12 protein-coding genes and 1 pseudogene are annotated in these 15,583 nt (G+C 65.6%); 6 read left to right on the top strand and 7 right to left on the bottom strand.

The genetic code is table 11. From position 1 onward, the window contains the following. The first annotated feature begins 122 nt into the window (after nt 1-122). Together JN302_RS18570 and JN302_RS18565 are read left to right on the top strand one after the other, a co-directional pair. A complete protein-coding gene (locus JN302_RS18570) occupies nt 123-1,895 on the top strand; it encodes a glucan ABC transporter ATP-binding protein/ permease (RefSeq protein ID WP_202334015.1) in 1,773 nt (590 codons plus the stop codon). Nucleotides 1,896-2,208: 313 nt separating this feature from the next. Then, the gene (locus JN302_RS18565; protein WP_244743563.1) at nt 2,209-4,080 is read left to right on the top strand and encodes an LTA synthase family protein; all 1,872 of its coding nucleotides are present in this window, start codon (nt 2,209-2,211) and stop codon (nt 4,078-4,080) included. Nucleotides 4,081-4,090: 10 nt separating this feature from the next. On the opposite strand, the gene JN302_RS18560 is transcribed toward JN302_RS18565, so the two are convergent. The 6 genes from JN302_RS18560 to hutI all read right to left on the bottom strand — a co-directional run bounded on the left by JN302_RS18560 (nt 4,091) and on the right by hutI (nt 11,030). After that, nucleotides 4,091-4,624 (bottom strand): GNAT family N-acetyltransferase, encoded by a 534-nt coding sequence (locus tag JN302_RS18560; protein WP_244846495.1) that lies wholly within the window; start codon nt 4,622-4,624, stop codon nt 4,091-4,093. A gap of 80 nt (nt 4,625-4,704) precedes the next feature. Continuing rightward, nucleotides 4,705-5,292, bottom strand: a complete 588-nt coding sequence (locus tag JN302_RS18555; protein ID WP_202334014.1) for a HutD/Ves family protein — start codon at nt 5,290-5,292, stop codon at nt 4,705-4,707. A gap of 195 nt (nt 5,293-5,487) precedes the next feature. After that, nucleotides 5,488-7,164, bottom strand: a complete 1,677-nt coding sequence (gene hutU, locus JN302_RS18550; RefSeq protein WP_202334013.1) for a urocanate hydratase — start codon at nt 7,162-7,164, stop codon at nt 5,488-5,490. Then, nucleotides 7,164-8,000 carry an N-formylglutamate deformylase gene (hutG, locus tag JN302_RS18545; RefSeq protein ID WP_202314042.1) on the bottom strand — a complete coding sequence of 279 codons (837 nt, stop codon included), beginning with the start codon at nt 7,998-8,000 and terminating at the stop codon, nt 7,164-7,166. Before hutG ends, hutU begins: the two co-directional genes overlap by 1 nt. 253 nt (nt 8,001-8,253) lie before the next feature. Continuing rightward, a complete protein-coding gene (gene hutH, locus JN302_RS18540; protein WP_202334012.1) occupies nt 8,254-9,798 on the bottom strand; it encodes a histidine ammonia-lyase in 1,545 nt (514 codons plus the stop codon). Then, a complete protein-coding gene (hutI, locus tag JN302_RS18535; RefSeq protein WP_202334011.1) occupies nt 9,795-11,030 on the bottom strand; it encodes an imidazolonepropionase in 1,236 nt (411 codons plus the stop codon). The genes hutH and hutI overlap by 4 nt, the downstream gene beginning before the upstream one ends. Before the next feature lie 192 nt (nt 11,031-11,222). Between hutI and JN302_RS39975 the strand changes: the two are divergent. Further along, nucleotides 11,223-11,414 (top strand): annotated as a pseudogene (locus tag JN302_RS39975) (GMC oxidoreductase); the annotation flags it as partial. A 5-nt stretch (nt 11,415-11,419) separates the two neighbouring features. Here the strand turns inward: JN302_RS39975 and JN302_RS18525 are convergent. Beyond that, complete coding sequence (locus JN302_RS18525) at nt 11,420-12,352, bottom strand: sugar phosphate isomerase/epimerase family protein (protein ID WP_202334010.1); 933 nt, start codon at nt 12,350-12,352, stop codon at nt 11,420-11,422. Between the two features lie 247 nt (nt 12,353-12,599). Here JN302_RS18525 and JN302_RS18520 point away from each other — a divergent pair, with 247 nt between their 5' ends. The 3 genes from JN302_RS18520 (at nt 12,600) to JN302_RS18510 (ending at nt 15,574) form a co-directional block, all read left to right on the top strand. Then, complete coding sequence (locus tag JN302_RS18520; RefSeq protein WP_202334009.1) at nt 12,600-12,980, top strand: hypothetical protein; 381 nt, start codon at nt 12,600-12,602, stop codon at nt 12,978-12,980. 262 nt (nt 12,981-13,242) lie between these two features. Beyond that, the gene (locus tag JN302_RS18515; protein ID WP_202334008.1) at nt 13,243-14,574 is read left to right on the top strand and encodes an extracellular solute-binding protein; all 1,332 of its coding nucleotides are present in this window, start codon (nt 13,243-13,245) and stop codon (nt 14,572-14,574) included. 115 nt (nt 14,575-14,689) lie between these two features. Further along, entirely contained in the window at nt 14,690-15,574 is an 885-nt protein-coding gene (locus tag JN302_RS18510) for a carbohydrate ABC transporter permease (RefSeq protein WP_202334007.1), read from the top strand. Nucleotides 15,575-15,583 lie beyond the last annotated feature (9 nt).

Below are 15,583 nucleotides of genomic sequence, written 5' to 3'. Positions count from 1 at the left end.
CGAATCCAACTTTTGTCCTGCGATCGGGAACGGAACCGGGTAACCGGCATTGTGCTGCCTGACGCAACTGCGTATGCGTTGTAATTGGTGCGATGCACAAAAAGATCTGACGGGGTAGCGGCGTGTCGTTGCTGGAAATCTACTGGAGAGCGTTGCGTTATCTTACAGCCGAAAGGCGCAAGGTAGGGTTGATCTGCGCAGCGAATGTCAGCCTGGCGATCATCGCCATCGCCGAGCCGGTCCTGTTCGGGCGGATCATCGATGCGATCACCGAAAAGAGCGACGTGGTCCAGACCATGGCGCTATGGGCGGGCCTCGGCGTCTTCAGCATCATCGCCTATGTCCTTGTGGCGCGCGGCGCAGACAGGCTCGCGCATCTGACAAGGGCTCGTGTGCTCTCCCAGTCCTTCGAGAAAGTCATCACGATGCCGCTTTCCTGGCATCACCAGCGCGGCACCTCCAATGCGCTTCACACGCTGCTGCGCGCCGTCGACGCGCTGTTCAGCCTGTGGCTCGAATTCATGCGCCTCCACCTCTCGACCGCGGTCGCCCTGCTGCTGCTCATTCCGACCGCGCTGACGCTCGACCTGCGCATGTCGATGGTGCTTCTGGTGCTCGGCTGCTTCTACGTCGCCATCGACCAGTTGGTGATGCGCAAGACCAAGGTCGGCCAGGCCTCTGTCGAGAGGCACTATCACCGCGTTTTCGCCCATGTCAGCGACTCCGTCAGCAACGTATCCGTGCTGCAGAGCTACAATCGCATCACGGAAGAGACCAAGGCCCTGGAGCAATATACAAGCGACCTGCTCAAGGCCCAGTTCCCCGTGCTGGACTGGTGGGCGCTGGCGAGCGCGCTGCATCGCCTGGCCTCGACCATCTCGATGATGGTGGTGCTGCTGATCGGAGCCTATCTGGTGACGCGCGGCGAGATGCGCATCGGCGACGTCGTGGCCTTCACCGGCTTCGCCACGCTGATGATCGGCCGGCTCGATCAGGTGACAGCTTTCGTCAACCAGGTCTTCGAAGCCGGAGCGAAGCTCGAGGACTTCTATCGGCTCGAGGACGCGGTAGCCGATCGGAAGGAGCCCGATGGCCTGCGCGAAATCGAACGCCTCACCGGCCATGTCCGTTTCGAGGACGTGAATTTCTCCTTCCCCAATTCGACGGTCGGCGTCAGGGACATATCCTTCGACGTACCGGCCGGCCAGACGGTGGCGATCGTGGGCCCGACCGGTGCCGGCAAGACCACGCTGATCAACCTGCTGCAGCGGGTCTACGATCCCAACAGCGGCCGCATCCTGGTCGATGGCATGGACACCCGCACCATCACCCGCCGATCGCTGCGCCACTCGGTGGCGACCGTGTTCCAGGACGCCGGCCTGTTCAACCGCTCGATCGAGGAGAACATCCGCATCGGCCGCACCGATGCCTCCTATGACGATGTGCACGCCGCCGCCAGGGCCGCAGCCGCCCAGGACTTCATCCTGGCCAAGAGCGAAGGCTACGACACCCAGGTCGGCGAGCGCGGCGGACAGCTCTCGGGCGGCGAGCGCCAGCGCATCGCGATCGCGCGCGCCATCCTGAAGGATGCGCCGATCCTCGTGCTCGACGAGGCGACCAGCGCGCTCGACGTTGAAACCGAGGCCCGCGTGAAGGAAGCGATCGATCGGCTGCGGGCAAACCGCACGACCTTCATCATAGCGCACCGCCTCTCGACCGTCCGCGACGCCGACCTCATCATCTTCATGGACAATGGCCACATCGTCGAGAAGGGCGGTTTCGCCGAACTTTCGGCGAGCAACGGACGCTTCGCCGGGCTGCTCCGCGCCGGCGGCCTGCTCACCGATGACGAGGTCCGCCGCGTCGCCCATATCGCGATCAAGGAAGTGGCCTAGGAGGGGCCCCGGGGGCGGCTCGCCGCTGGGCCGCCTCTCAATCCGCCTCCAAAATCACGTAATTGTTTCAGTCATTTACCGGAAATCACCGGATAACGGTATATTTAGCCGTACAAATTGTCGCAACCAGAAATTTTCGTCAAAAAAAGCGCCCCCCTTCATATCCTTTTTCGCGTGTCGCGCGTTAATAGTGACACGCGCATGACAGCCTGATGACGGCTGCATGACAGTTGGTCGGCGTATCAGAGGTATCGAATTGGCCAGGCCCATCGTGAAAATCCGCGCCTTGAAGGGCGCACCCTGGCAGGAATCGATCACCGACAGTTGGCTGTTGCGCGTCGCGGCCTCGGCACTGCTTTCCGTCACCGTTGCCGCGGCGCTCGTCTTCGCGGTCGAGTTCATGGCGCGTGGCTCGCTTCAGTCGACATTGACCTTCTTCGGCGACGCGAGTCGTCCAGGTTGGACGACGGTCCTGCTCTTCCTGCTGGTGATGCTCGGGCTCGATGCCCTGCTCGGGCGACGCTACCAGTCGCTGCTGGTGATGGGGCCGGCGCTATTGCTGCTCGCCTGGATCGGCCAGCAGAAGATCCACTATCTCGGCGATCCGCTCTATCCGACCGACTTCCTCTATTATCGCCAGATCATCGAGTTGATGCCGCTCCTGGTGCGAGAGCGGCCGCTGACCGGCCTCGCCATGGCCGCGGGCTCCCTGATGGCCCTCGGCATGTTCGTCTTCGCCTGGCGCTTCTGGTGCGCCCGTTTCCCGGTGCTACCGCTCAACAGCCGGCTGATGCGGGTCGCTCTGGCGGCGCCGACGCTGGCGTTCTTCGCGTCGATCATGGACTACGCAACCTTCTCATGGACGCGGGACCGGCTGCAGATCATCCCCGTCATGTGGGATCAGCGCGAGAACTACTCGGTCAACGGCTTCACGCTCGCCTTCGCTCTCAACGTGCCGATGGCCCATGTCCCCGCCCCGGCCGGCTATTCGCCGCAGGCGATCGACCGCATCGGCGCGGCGCCGCGCGGACCGGCCATGCTGCCGAAGGAAAAGCCCGACGTCATCATCGTGATGAGCGAGTCCTTCTGGGATCCGAAGCGCCTGCCCGGCGTGAAGATCTGGCCCGACCCGATCCCCACCACGCGCGCCATGCTGTCGGGCCATGTCTTCTCGCCCGAATTCGGCGGCATGACCGCCAATGTCGAGTTCGAGGCGCTGACCGGGTTCTCGAACGCCTTCCTGCCCTATGGCAGTATCCCGTATCAGCAATATGTGCGCGCGCCGGTGCCGTCGCTGGCCACCTTCTTCCGCGGCCAGGGTTATCAGACCACGGCGATCCATCCCTATACATCATGGTTCTGGAACCGCGGCGCGGTCTATGACGCCTTCGGCTTCGACCGGTTCCTGTCCGAGGACAACATGCTGCCGCTCGCCAAACGCGGGCCGCTCGCCTCGGACGCCGCACTCACCGAGGAGATCATCCGCCGGGCCGACGCCACCGACCGGCCGTTCTTCTTCTTCGCGGTCAGCCTGCAGAGCCACGGTCCCTACGAGCCGCACCGCTATGCCGATGTGAGCCACAGCGTCGTGGCGCCCGGCCTCAGCCGCAAGACCAGCGAATCCATCCTCACCTTTGCCGAGGGCGCTTCCGACGCCGACAAGGGGCTGGCCCGGCTGATCCAGTGGGCCGAGTTGCGCGAGCGGCCGACCGTGATCGCGCTGTTCGGCGACCATCTGCCGCCGCTCGGCCCTGCCTATGTCGAGACCGGCTTCATGAAGGATCTCGTGGCACCGCGCAAAGGTCCGGCGAAGGACATGGCGCGGACGCACGAGACCCCGCTGGTGATCTGGTCGAACCGGACCGGCAAGGTGAAGAAGCTCGGCACGATCAGCCCGGCCTTCGTTCCCATGCAGGTGCTGAAAGCCGCCGGCATCCAGCACCCCTACTACACCGACTTCCTGGGCGAGTTGCACGAGCGCTACCGCGTGATCGACCGCAACATGCTGCTGAAGCCGGACGGCAAGGCGGTTCCGGACTGGGCCCGCGCCAGGCAGATCGATCCTCTCGTCAGCGACTACCGGCTGCTGCAGTACGACATGATGTTCGGCACGCAGCGAGGCGCGAAGCGTTTCTTCCCGGAGGCGCGCGGCAACCTCGTCGCCGGTGGCGGCGGCTATTTCTGAGCAAAGCTCTTCAGGGCAGCTCACCGCCGCGCTCGCACAGGGCCTGAAAGGCATCGTCATAGGCGGCGTGAATGCGGTCGGCCGGATAACGGACGATGCCGAGCCTCTCGTAGAAGGCCTGCGCCGACACGTTGTCGACATCGACGGCGAGCCGCAGATAGGTCCCGCCCTGTTCTCGCGTCAGCGAGGCGAGCCGGCGGATGAGCCTTTCGCCGATATTGCGCCCGCGAAAGCGCGGCTCCACGAACAAGTCCTGGACATAGACGCCCGATGTGCCGCGCCAGGTCGAAAAGCTCGGGAAATACAGGCACATCCCCGCGAATTCCCCGCCGATCTCCGCGATCAGCCCGGAAAAGGCCTTATGTGGTCCGAGACCGTGGCGCCGCAAATCCTCCGGCGCGCTGCCGATGCGGTCGGCCGCTCCGCCGGCCATCTTGACGATCGCCGCGTGAACGGCTTCGGCATCGTCGGGCACGGCGGGACGGATGATGATGGGGTCGGGACCTGGCAAGCTGTTCGCCGCCATGCGGATACCTTTCGCCATGCGCGCGGAACGCCCACGCACACAACGATAAGCATCGCCCGGCACCCATGCGCAAGCTCCGCCGCCGGGCGTCCGGCATCCTAGGTCGATGGGTCGACCGCGACGATCGTCACCGCGACCATATAGCTTGCCGGTCTCGCGGAAACCACGGCCGCGTCGCCCGGTTCCAGCATCACGACGTCGCCGCGATCGAGCGAGGTCTTCTCGCCGGCGAAGGTGACCTGGAGTCCCTTGCCGTCGACAATGAGAAGCGTCACTTCGTCGGCCGCCGGAAGCGACAGCTTTCGGCCGACCTTGACGAACTCCACGGCGCTCTCGAACGCGCCGCGTCGCGTCATCACATTGAGGTCGGTGACCGGGCCTGCGATCAGGGTCGCCTCCGTCGGCACGTCGGCCGGAAAGGCCAACGGCTCGTCGCCGCGGGTCATGCCGGACGGCAGTCTCCCCTCGACCTGCAGGACGATGCCGTTCCCCTCCAAGATCGAGAGCGACCGGTCGACGCCGTGAAAGGTCGAGAACGGACCGTTCTGCTCGACGCGGGCGGTGCTCACCCGCCACAGGAAATCGTCGAGCCCGGCATCCGGCGGAAACACCGCGATCTCCGTCGTTACCCCGCCGCCGTTCTTCCACGGCATCGTCTTGTGGTCGGCGACGCGCAGGATACGCATCGGTCAGGTCCTCCGTCTCGTGAAAGATCCGATCCTTGGGCCCCACCCTTCCGGACGAGGGGCCGAAGCCGCATCGGTGCTCTTCCGTCGGGCCTGCGGCGTGCCGCGTGAACAAGGATCCACGCGACACTGCAGGTCTTGATTGAGCGCATGTCCTCTTTCCCGAGACCGCTGCACAGTGTCGGGAGGGACGGTTCAGCCGAGGATGCCGGGCAGGTTCAGCCCGTGCTCGCGCGCGCAGTCGATGGCAATGTCGTAGCCGGCATCGGCATGACGCATCACGCCGGTGGCGGGGTCGTTCCAGAGCACCCGTTCCAGTCGCCGCGCGGCTTCGGCCGTGCCGTCGCAGACGACGACCATGCCCGAATGCTGCGAGTAGCCCATGCCGACGCCGCCGCCGTGATGCAGCGAAACCCAGGTCGCGCCCGACGCGGTGTTGAGCAGGGCGTTGAGCAGCGGCCAGTCGGACACCGCGTCCGAGCCGTCCTTCATGGCCTCGGTCTCGCGATTGGGCGAGGCGACGGAGCCGGAGTCCAGATGGTCGCGGCCGATCACGACCGGCGCCTTCAGTTCGCCCCTGGCCACCATCTCGTTGAAGGCGAGGCCGAGCCGGTGGCGATCGCCGAGGCCGACCCAGCAGATGCGCGCTGGCAGGCCCTGGAACTTGATGCGCTTCTGCGCCATGTCCAGCCAGTTGTGAAGGTGACGGTTGCCCGGCGTCAGCTCCTTGACCTTGGCGTCGGTGCGGAAGATGTCCTCGGGGTCGCCGGATAGAGCCGCCCAGCGGAACGGACCGATGCCGCGGCAGAACAGCGGACGGATATAGGCCGGCACGAAACCTGGGAAGTCGAATGCGTCGTCGACGCCTTCGTCCTTCGCCATCTGGCGGATATTGTTGCCGTAGTCGACGGTCGGCACGCCCATGCGATGGAAGTCGAGCATGGCCTTCACATGGGTCGCCATGGACGAACGAGCCGCCTTCTCGACGGCCTTGGGGTCACGCTCGCGCTTCTCCTCCCATTCCGCCACTGTCCAGCCTTTGGGCAGATAGCCGTTGACGGGGTCATGCGCGGAGGTCTGGTCGGTGACGGCATCAGGGCGGACGCCGCGCCGCACCAGTTCCGGGAAGATGTCGGCCGCATTGCCGAGCAGCGCGACGGACACGGCCTTCTTCTCCCTGACCGAGCGGTCGATGATGGCGAGCGCCTCGTCGAGATCCTTGGCCTCGACATCGACATAGCCGGTCTTCAGGCGCATCTCGATGCGGCTCGGCTGGCATTCGACGGCAAGGCAGGACGCGCCGGCCATGGTCGCGGCGAGCGGCTGTGCGCCGCCCATGCCGCCGAGGCCGGCGGTCAGGATCCAGCGGCCGGACAGGTCGCCGCCATAGTGCTGGCGGCCGAGTTCCACGAAGGTCTCGTAGGTGCCCTGAACGATGCCCTGCGAGCCGATATAGATCCACGAGCCGGCCGTCATCTGGCCGTACATCATGAGGCCCTTCTTATCGAGGGCGTTGAAGTGGTCCCAGGTCGCCCAATGCGGCACGAGATTGGAATTCGCGAGCAGCACCCGCGGCGCGTCGGCATGGGTGCGGAAGACGCCGACCGGCTTGCCGGACTGCACCAGCAGTGTCTCGTCGTTTTCGAGCGTCTTGAGCGCACCGACGATGCGATCGAAGCTCTCCCAGTCGCGGGCAGCGCGGCCGATGCCGCCATAGACCACCAGTTCGCCCGGCTTTTCGGCGACGCCCGGATCGAGATTGTTCATCAGCATGCGCAGCGGCGCTTCCGTCAGCCAGCTCTTGGCCGAAAGCTCGGTGCCGTGCGGGGCACGGATCACGCGGGCGTTGTCGATGCGGGTATGTCGGGTCATCAGGATTTCCTTCCGGCAGAGGCTGTCGCCCAGCGCAGCGCGGTTTCGAGGATGTCGGTAAGCCAGCGGCGGATCGGCGCCGCAAAATCAGGATCGTAGGGCACCGGCCAGGTCTGCGGTGTTCCCTTGCCTTCCGGCTCGCGCAGATAGCCGCGATTGGCCAGTTCCATCTGCAGCGCATGGACGCCGTCGGCCGGTCGGCCGTGATGTCGCGTGATCCAGCCGCCCTTGAAGCGCCCGTCGACCACAAAGCTCTCGCCGCTCGCGGCGAGGATGTCGACCACGCGGTCCCGCAGTTCGGGATCGGTGCTCGCGCCGCTATTGGTGCCGAGATTGAAGACAGGCAGCCTGCCCTCGAACAGCCGCGGCAGTACGGAGCGGATGGAATGGCAGTCGTACAGAACCACCGATGGATGGCTCTTGCGCAACCGTGCAAGTTCGTCGCGCAGTGCGGCGTGATAGGGATCGAAATAGCGCTCGCGCCGTTCGGCGATCTCCTCGGCGCGGGGTTCCTCGTCCGGCCTGTAGAGCGGATCGCCGTCGAAGGTGTCGGTCGGGCAAAGCGTCGTGGTGGCCTGGCCGGGATAAAGCGAGACGCCGGATGGGTCGCGGTTGACGTCGATCACGGTGCGCGAAATCGCGGTGTGGACAACGGTCGCGCCGAGTCCGGCGGCGAAGTCGTAGAGACGGTCGATCCACCAGTCGGCATCGCGGCGCCCGAGCCATGGCGAGACGAGCCGGTCTTCGAGACCGGCGAGATCGGTCCCGGTGTGCGGAATGCTGACGAGAAGCGGCGCCTCGCCTCGGGTAACCGTGAGCCAGGAGGGGGTGGTCATTGGGGGGCTCCCTGGCTCGCCTGAGACGAGGACGTTAAGACGATTGACGCTCGGCCCCGCCCCTCATCCGCCTGCCGGCACCTTCTCCCCGCAAGCGGGGAGAAGGCCGATGTCTTCAATGATTTCGCCAATCGTTGAGGCCGCAGAACGAGCGCTGTCATCGCGGCAGGCGGTCTTCTCCCCGCTTGCGGGGAGAAGGTGGCGGCAGCCGGATGAGGGGCAATGCCGCGCGTGCCGGATGTGGCGATCGCCATCACGCCACGCTCCCAGAGATCGTCGGCAGCTCGACGCCGCCGGACGCTTCAACGACCGCGCCGTTTCGCACCAGCGCGATCGCCTTTTCCATGTCGGGATGGAAATGGCGGTCGTCGTCGAGATGCGGGACCTGCGCGCGCAGCAGGGTGCGCACGGCTTCCAGCGGCGCGCTCGACGCCAGCGGCTTGTGGAAGTCGCAGCCCTGCGCGGCCGCCAGAAGCTCGATGCCGAGTACGGCCGCGGCATTCTCGGCCATGCCGATGAGCCGGCGCGCTCCGTGGGCAGCCATGGAGACATGGTCTTCCTGATTGGCCGAGGTCGGAATGGAATCGACGCTCGCCGGATAGGCTTTCTGCTTGTTCTCCGACACCAGCGCGGCGGCCGTCACCTGCGGGATCATGAAACCCGAATTCAGGCCCGGTTTGGGCGTGAGGAAGGCCGGCATGCCCGACAGCGCGGGGTCGACCAGCATGGCGATGCGGCGTTCCGCCAGCGACCCGATCTCGCAGACGGCCAGCGCGATCATGTCGGCGGCGAAGGCCACCGGCTCGGCATGAAAATTCCCGCCCGACAGCGCGGTGTCGTCCTCGGCGAAGATCAGCGGATTGTCGGTGACGCCGTTCGCCTCGGTCTGAAGCATCTCGGCTGCCTTGCGCAACACGTCGAGGGCTGCTCCCATCACCTGCGGCTGGCAGCGCAGGCAGTATGGGTCCTGCACGCGCTCATCCCCGACCCGATGCGATTCGCGGATCGCGCTGCCGGCCATCAGCTTGCGCAGGGCATCGGCGGTCTCGATCTGGCCGCGATGCCTGCGCAGGAGATGGATGCGCGGGTCGAACGGCGCATCCGACCCTCGCGCCGCGTCGGTGGACAAGGCGCCTGTGACCAGCGCCGATTTGAAGAGCAGCTCGGCCTCGAACAGGCCGGCCAGCGCATAGGCCGTGGAGAACTGCGTGCCGTTGAGCAGCGCCAGCCCTTCCTTGGCATGCAGCGTCACCGGTTCGAGCCCGGCCGCGACGAAGGCGACCTTGGCCGGCACGATGCCGTGCGGCGTGTGGCAGTCGCCGACGCCGATCATCGCCGCCGTCATATGAGAAAGCGGCGCCAGATCGCCCGACGCGCCGACCGAGCCCTGGGCGGGCACCACGGGCACGACATTGGCCGCCAGCATCGCTTCCAGCAGATCGACGGTCTCCTGGCGCACGCCGGAGGCGCCCTGGGCGAGGCTCCCGAGCTTCAGCGCCATCATCAGCCGCGTCACGGCGATCGGCATCGCCTCGCCGACGCCAGCGGCGTGGGACAGCACGATGTTCTTCTGCAGCGCTTCGAGATCGTGGGCGGGGATGCGCACGCTGGCGAGCTTGCCGAAGCCGGTGTTGATGCCGTAGACGGGCTCGCCCTTCGCCACGATGCGCGCGACGGCCGCGGCACTTGCGGCGATCTTCGGCCGGCAGGCCGGGTCGAGCTTCAGCGTCGCACCGCGATAGATCTCCCGCCAGTCGGCAAGCGTGGCGTTTCCGGGATTCAGCACAAGTTCGGTCACAAGCCTCTCCAGATGCGAGCGTGAAGCGGGTTGAAGCCCATGCGGTAGACGAGCTCGGCCGGGCGTTCGACGTCCCAGACGGCAAGATCGGCCCATTTTCCGGGTTCGAGCGTCCCGGTCTCCGCGGACAGGCCAAGCGCGCGGGCGGCCTCGCGCGTGGTGCCCGCCAGGCATTCCTCGACCGTCATGCCGAACAGCGTCGCGGCCATGTTCATGGTGAGCAGCAGCGAGGTGAGCGGCGACGTGCCCGGGTTGCAGTCGGTCGCGACCGCCATCTTCACGCCATGCCGGCGGAAGAGATGGATCGCGGGCTTCTTCGTCTCACGGATGAAATAGTAGGCGCCGGGCAGGATGACCGCCACGGTCCCTGCCCTCGCCATGGCCTGGGCGCCTTCCTCGTCGGTGTATTCGAGGTGGTCGGCCGACAGCGCGCCGAAACGAGCCGCCAGCGCTGCGCCGCCGAGGTTCGAAAGCTGGTCGGCGTGGAGCTTGACCGGCAGGCCGAGCGCCACGGCAGCTTCGAAGACGCGCGCGATCTGTTCCGGCGAGAAGGCGATCCCTTCGCAGAAACCGTCGACGGCGTCGGCAAGGCCGAGCGAGGCGATCTTCGGCAGCATCTCCCCGGCCACCTTGGCGATGTAGGCGTCGCGGCCGCCGCCGGCTTCCGGCGGCAGGGCATGGGCGCCGAGGAAGGTGGTGCGCACGCCGACCGGCCGCACCTCGCCCAGGCGACGCGCGGCCTTCAGCGATTTCATCTCGCTGTCGAGTTCGAGGCCGTAGCCGGACTTGATCTCGATCGTGGTGACGCCCTCCGCGATCAGCGCGTCGAGCCGTGGCAGGGTTTGATCGACGAGATCGTCCTCGCTCGCTGCACGCAGCGCCCTGACGGACGAGACGATGCCGCCGCCGGCCTTGGCCACCTCTTCATAGGTGGCACCGGCCAGCCGCATCTCAAATTCGTTGGCGCGATTGCCGGCATGGACCAGATGTGTGTGGCAGTCGATCAGGCCGGGCGTGATCCAGCGGCCGCCGCAATCGACGACATCGGCGCCGGCGGCGAAGCCGGAAGGAACGTCGGCTTCGGGCCCCGCATGGACGATGCGGCCGTCGACGGCTGCCACCGCGCCTTTCTCGACAAGGCCAAGCCCCTCCCGGCCTTCGGCGAGCGTCGCGAGCCTTGCGTTGCGCCAGAGCCGCGCTTTCCCCTGTCGTGCTGGTTGCCGGTCGGCCATCTTGCCTCCATTCGATGGTTCTTCATTATGTATATACATATTGGAGATAAAGGCAAGCCCGATAAGGGCATCGCGGACGCCGATTGCATGGGCGCCACGCCCCGCCCCATCGGCAAAGGGAACTCTTCATTTCGGGCCCACCCTCTGATGCTGCCCTCGGAGAATATCGGCGCCCGGGCGGAGGCGATCGATTATCCCGTCGGCATGTGCCGGATGGGGACCACCGACAAGGCCGTCGTCGATCCCAGGCCGAGGGTCCGCGGCGGGGAAGGTCTGCGGGTGGTGACGCCCTCGATCATGCCGAACCTGATTGGCGGCAACACCGATGCCCCAACCATCCTGATCGCCGAAAAGGCCGCGGACATGATCCGCGCCGCGGCCTGAAGTTCTCACTCGGCAGCCTGGCCGACGCGTTCGATCCTGGCACTGGCCGCGAGCGCCTTCGTTGCGTCAACGGTTTCCTGGGCGACGTACCAGTAGCGGTCCTTGAGCTCGATGTTGAAGAGCACGCCTTGCGGAAAGCTGCATTCGGCCATCAGTTGCTGCCACGGAATGTCGCCCCAGCCGACCGGCAAGTGCAGGTCGCCGTGGCCATAAGCCAGCCGCTCGCCCTCGGTGAACATCCAGATATCGTCCTGGCGACCGAAGCTGTCGTGGATGTGAAGGTGCTGCGCGAAAGGCGCGAGGGCCATGACCTCCTCGACGAAATCGCCGCGGCGGCCGTCGAAGTCGAGCTTGAGATAGGCATGACTGAAGTCGAGCGTCGCCTTGACGTTCGGATGGCCGATGCCCTGGAGTTCCGCAGCGAGGCGTGACGGCGACGAGGCATACACCTTGCCCTCGAAGCCTGCGAACAGGGTCTCCACGCAGAGCGTCAGCCCGTGCTGGCGGGCCACCTCGCCCGCCCTGGCGAGCCATTCGCGCTGGCGGCCATAGGCAGCTTCGATGCCGTCGCCCTGCTGGGTGCGGATGAGGCCCGAATGGACAACATAGTTGCCTGCCCCGACTTCGGCCGCGACCTCGAGCGAGGCTTCGAGCACCTCCATGTGGCGAGGCAGGCGCCAGGCCTCGTCCATGAAGTTGATCGCGAGCGGGCCATGGACGGAATAGACCACGTCGCGGCCGGCGCAGGCGCGCTTCAGCGCCTCAAGTTGCGGCTTGCGGATGCGCCCGCCGATGACGATGTCCATGTCGTATGTCGGTAGTTCGATGGCCTCCACGCCGAGCGCTTCGATCATGTCGAGCTCGGCGGCGAAATCGGAAAGGTCGTTCGCGCGTTTATGTGCGGAGATGCCGGTGCCGGTTGGGCCATTGGCGAGCATGGTGTCCGTCCTTTGAGGAAGAAAAGAGACGCGGGCGCGTGAATCGAGCCTGCGGCGACGAACCTTGCCGCCCGAGCATGTCAGCCATCTGACGGGACGGTGACGTTTGGCTGAAGGCAGCGGTGAATATCGCGGTGGCGTCGGCGAACCGACGCCGCCTGCGTTTTCCGACACATGCCGCTCGACATGCGCCGGCAAATGTCATTGAATCGTCATGAAAGCTCACGCCGGAATGAAGATTCGCTTCATGATCAGGACTTTGCTTACTTCGCGCTGGCGGCTCGCCTTGCTGGCCGGCCTGTGGACAATACCCGCAGTCGCCGCCGACCTCACTCCGGGCGAGATCCGCGACGAACTGGTCGGCCGGTCGATCACCTGGTGGGAGGACGGTGGCTGGTTCACCGGGCAGCTCATGTTCCTGCCCGATGGAAGGGCCGAAATCACGGTCGACCGGCCGAGCGTGGCAGGCGACAGCGGGCGCTGGACCATCAAGGGCGGCGAAATCTGCACCGAGTGGGGCGACATCCGGTCCGGCATCGAGAAATGCTATTCGGTCCGGCGTAACGCGACCGGGCAGTTCGTCACGAGCGGCGGCAACGTCTTCCAGATCCGCGAAACCGGCGTCTAGTCTCTCGCTGCCGACCCTGGGCGGCTCCAGGGCGACCAATTTCCTGAACGCCGGAAGCGTCGCGCCGGCTGAGCGGTCACTCTGGGCACGCTGCCTCGATCGCTCCTCCCACACATGGAGAGTGCGATGGCGCTTTCGTTCGCGAACAGCTTTGGATTGTCGTCATTCTGTCACCGGACCACAACGTGACTGTCACCCGATCTCTCTAGGGGAGGCCCCTAGCGGGCGTCGTGCTCGCGCCATCTTCCTCTAGGAGAGACGAATGAAACGATTGATCCTGCTCGCGACGGCGGCCACCGCCATCGCCACGGGCGCCGGCGCGGCCGAGCGCACCAAGTTCGAATTCTGGTACGGCCTGACGGGCGACCTCGGCGAGGTGATTGCCAAGCAGTGCCAGCTCTTCAACGAGAGCCAGGACAAGTATGAGGCGGTCTGCACCGGCCAGGGCGGCTACGACAAGGCCGAGCAGAACACGATCGCCGCCTACCGCGCCAAGCAGCATCCGACCATCGTGCAGATCTACGATGCCGGCACGGTGAACTTCATGCTCTCCGGCGCGATCTACCCCGCCAACAAGTTCGCCCAGGATCACGGCATCGACGTCGACTGGAAGGGCTATTTCCCCGGGATCGCCAACTATTACGCGACCTCCTCGGGTGACATGTGGTCGTTCCCCTATAATTCCTCGACCGCCGTGTTCTACTGGAACAAGGACGCCTGGTCGAAGATCGGCAAGACCGAAGCGCCGAAGACCTGGGCCGAGTTCGGCGAGGACCTGAAGGCGCTGAAGGCGGCCGGCGTCGAATGCGGCTTTGCGCTCGACTTCGACACCTGGATGAACCTCGAGCAGTTCTCCGCCATCAACAACATTCCGATTGCGAGCCTCGACAACGGCTATGGCGGCCTGGGCGCCGAACTGGTCTTCAACAAGACCGCCTTCGTCGACCACATGAAGGATTTCAAGGCCTGGCTCGACGCCGGCTATGCCAAGATCCAGACCAGCCAGGTCGGCAAGAACCTCATCCAGTCCTTCTCTGACGGCTCCTGCGCCTCGACGACCTCGTCGATCGCCAACCACGGCACGGTCAAGAACACCCAGGTCGCCGACCTGAAGTGGGACGTCGCCGCCCTGCCCGCGATCGATGCTGCCAAGCGTACCAACTCGATCGTCGGCGGCGCCTCGCTGTGGATCATGGAAGGCAAGTCCAAGGAAGAATACGAAGCCGCCGCGGCCTTCATGAAATACATCACCGCGCCCGACACCGGCGAAAAGTACATCGCCGAGAACACCGGCTACATCCCGGTGACCACCAAGGGCTTCGAGCTGCTCAAGTCCGAAGGCTTCTACAACGATCCGAAGCGTGCCGGCCGCGAGGTCGCCATCGCCTCGCTGACGGCTTCCGAGGTCGGTCCGCTGTCGCGCGGCATCCGGCTCGGCAATTTCACCTCGATCCGCTCCGAGATCCGCGCCGAACTCGAGGCCGCCTTCACCGGCCAGAAGGACGTGCAGGCGGCACTCGACGCCGCCGTCGAACGCGGCAACCAGATCCTGCGCCGCTACGAGCAGACCTACAAGGGCGCCGCGCTGCCCTGATCGTCGCCTCCTCTCTCCGGACGCCGCCTGCCTGGCGGCGTCCGCTTCATATTTGTCCGGGGCCTCGGCGTTTGTCCGAAGCCTGGCTCCGTAGCGAGTTGCAAGGAGACACCGCTTGGAAAAGCGCGCAACCTTCTCAAATCTGTGGCTGGCCGCGGCTTTCATCGCGCCGCAGATGGTCCTGATCTTCATCTTCTTCTATTGGCCGTCCGGCGAGGCGCTGTATTGGGCACTGACGCTGGAGCCGCCATTCGGCGGCTCGAACGAATGGGTCGGCCTGCTCAATTTCCAGACGGTGTTCGCGGACCCGAAATACTGGGGCTCAGTGCGCGTGTCGCTCGCCTTCGCCTTCTTCGCGACGACGCTGTCGCTGGCCATCGCGGCCATGCTGGCGCTGTTCGTCGATCGCAGGCTGCCGGGACACCAGGTCTACAAATTCACGTTCTTCCTGCCCTACGCGCTCGCCGCACCCGCCGTAGGCCTGGCCTTCCGCTTCATCTTCTCGCCCGACGCGGGCTTCGTCTCCGCCATCAACCGCATCTTCCCGGGCCTCTGGAACCCCGCACTCGACGGCTACGATGCGCTCGCCCTGATCGTGATGGCGCAGGCCTGGACGATGGTCGGCTACAACTTCATCTTCTTCCTCGCCGCGCTGCAGTCGATCCCGCGCACGGTGACCGAGGCAGGCGCCATGGACGGCGCCGGCGTGACGCGCCGCATGTGGGACATCCAGCTGCCGCTGATCGCGCCGACACTGTTCTTCCTGATCGTCATCAACATCACCGACAGTTTCGTGAACTCCTTCGGCATCGTCGACATCACCACCGGCGGCGGCCCCGCCCGGGCGACCGATCTGATGGTCTACAAGATCTATTCCGACGGCTTCCAGGGCAAGGACTATTCGCTGGCTGCAGCGCAATCCATCGTGCTGATGGGCCTGATCATCCTCCTGACCTTCATCCAGTTCCGTTACGTCGAGCGGCGCGTTCACTACAGCTGAGGGCAGAGC

The sequence above is a fragment of the Mesorhizobium sp. L-8-3 genome, from assembly GCF_016756615.1.
In the GTDB taxonomy this organism is placed as follows: Bacteria; Pseudomonadota; Alphaproteobacteria; order Rhizobiales; family Rhizobiaceae.
Note: the sequence above shows the minus strand (reverse complement) of the source record. Positions and strands in the feature narration are given on the sequence as shown.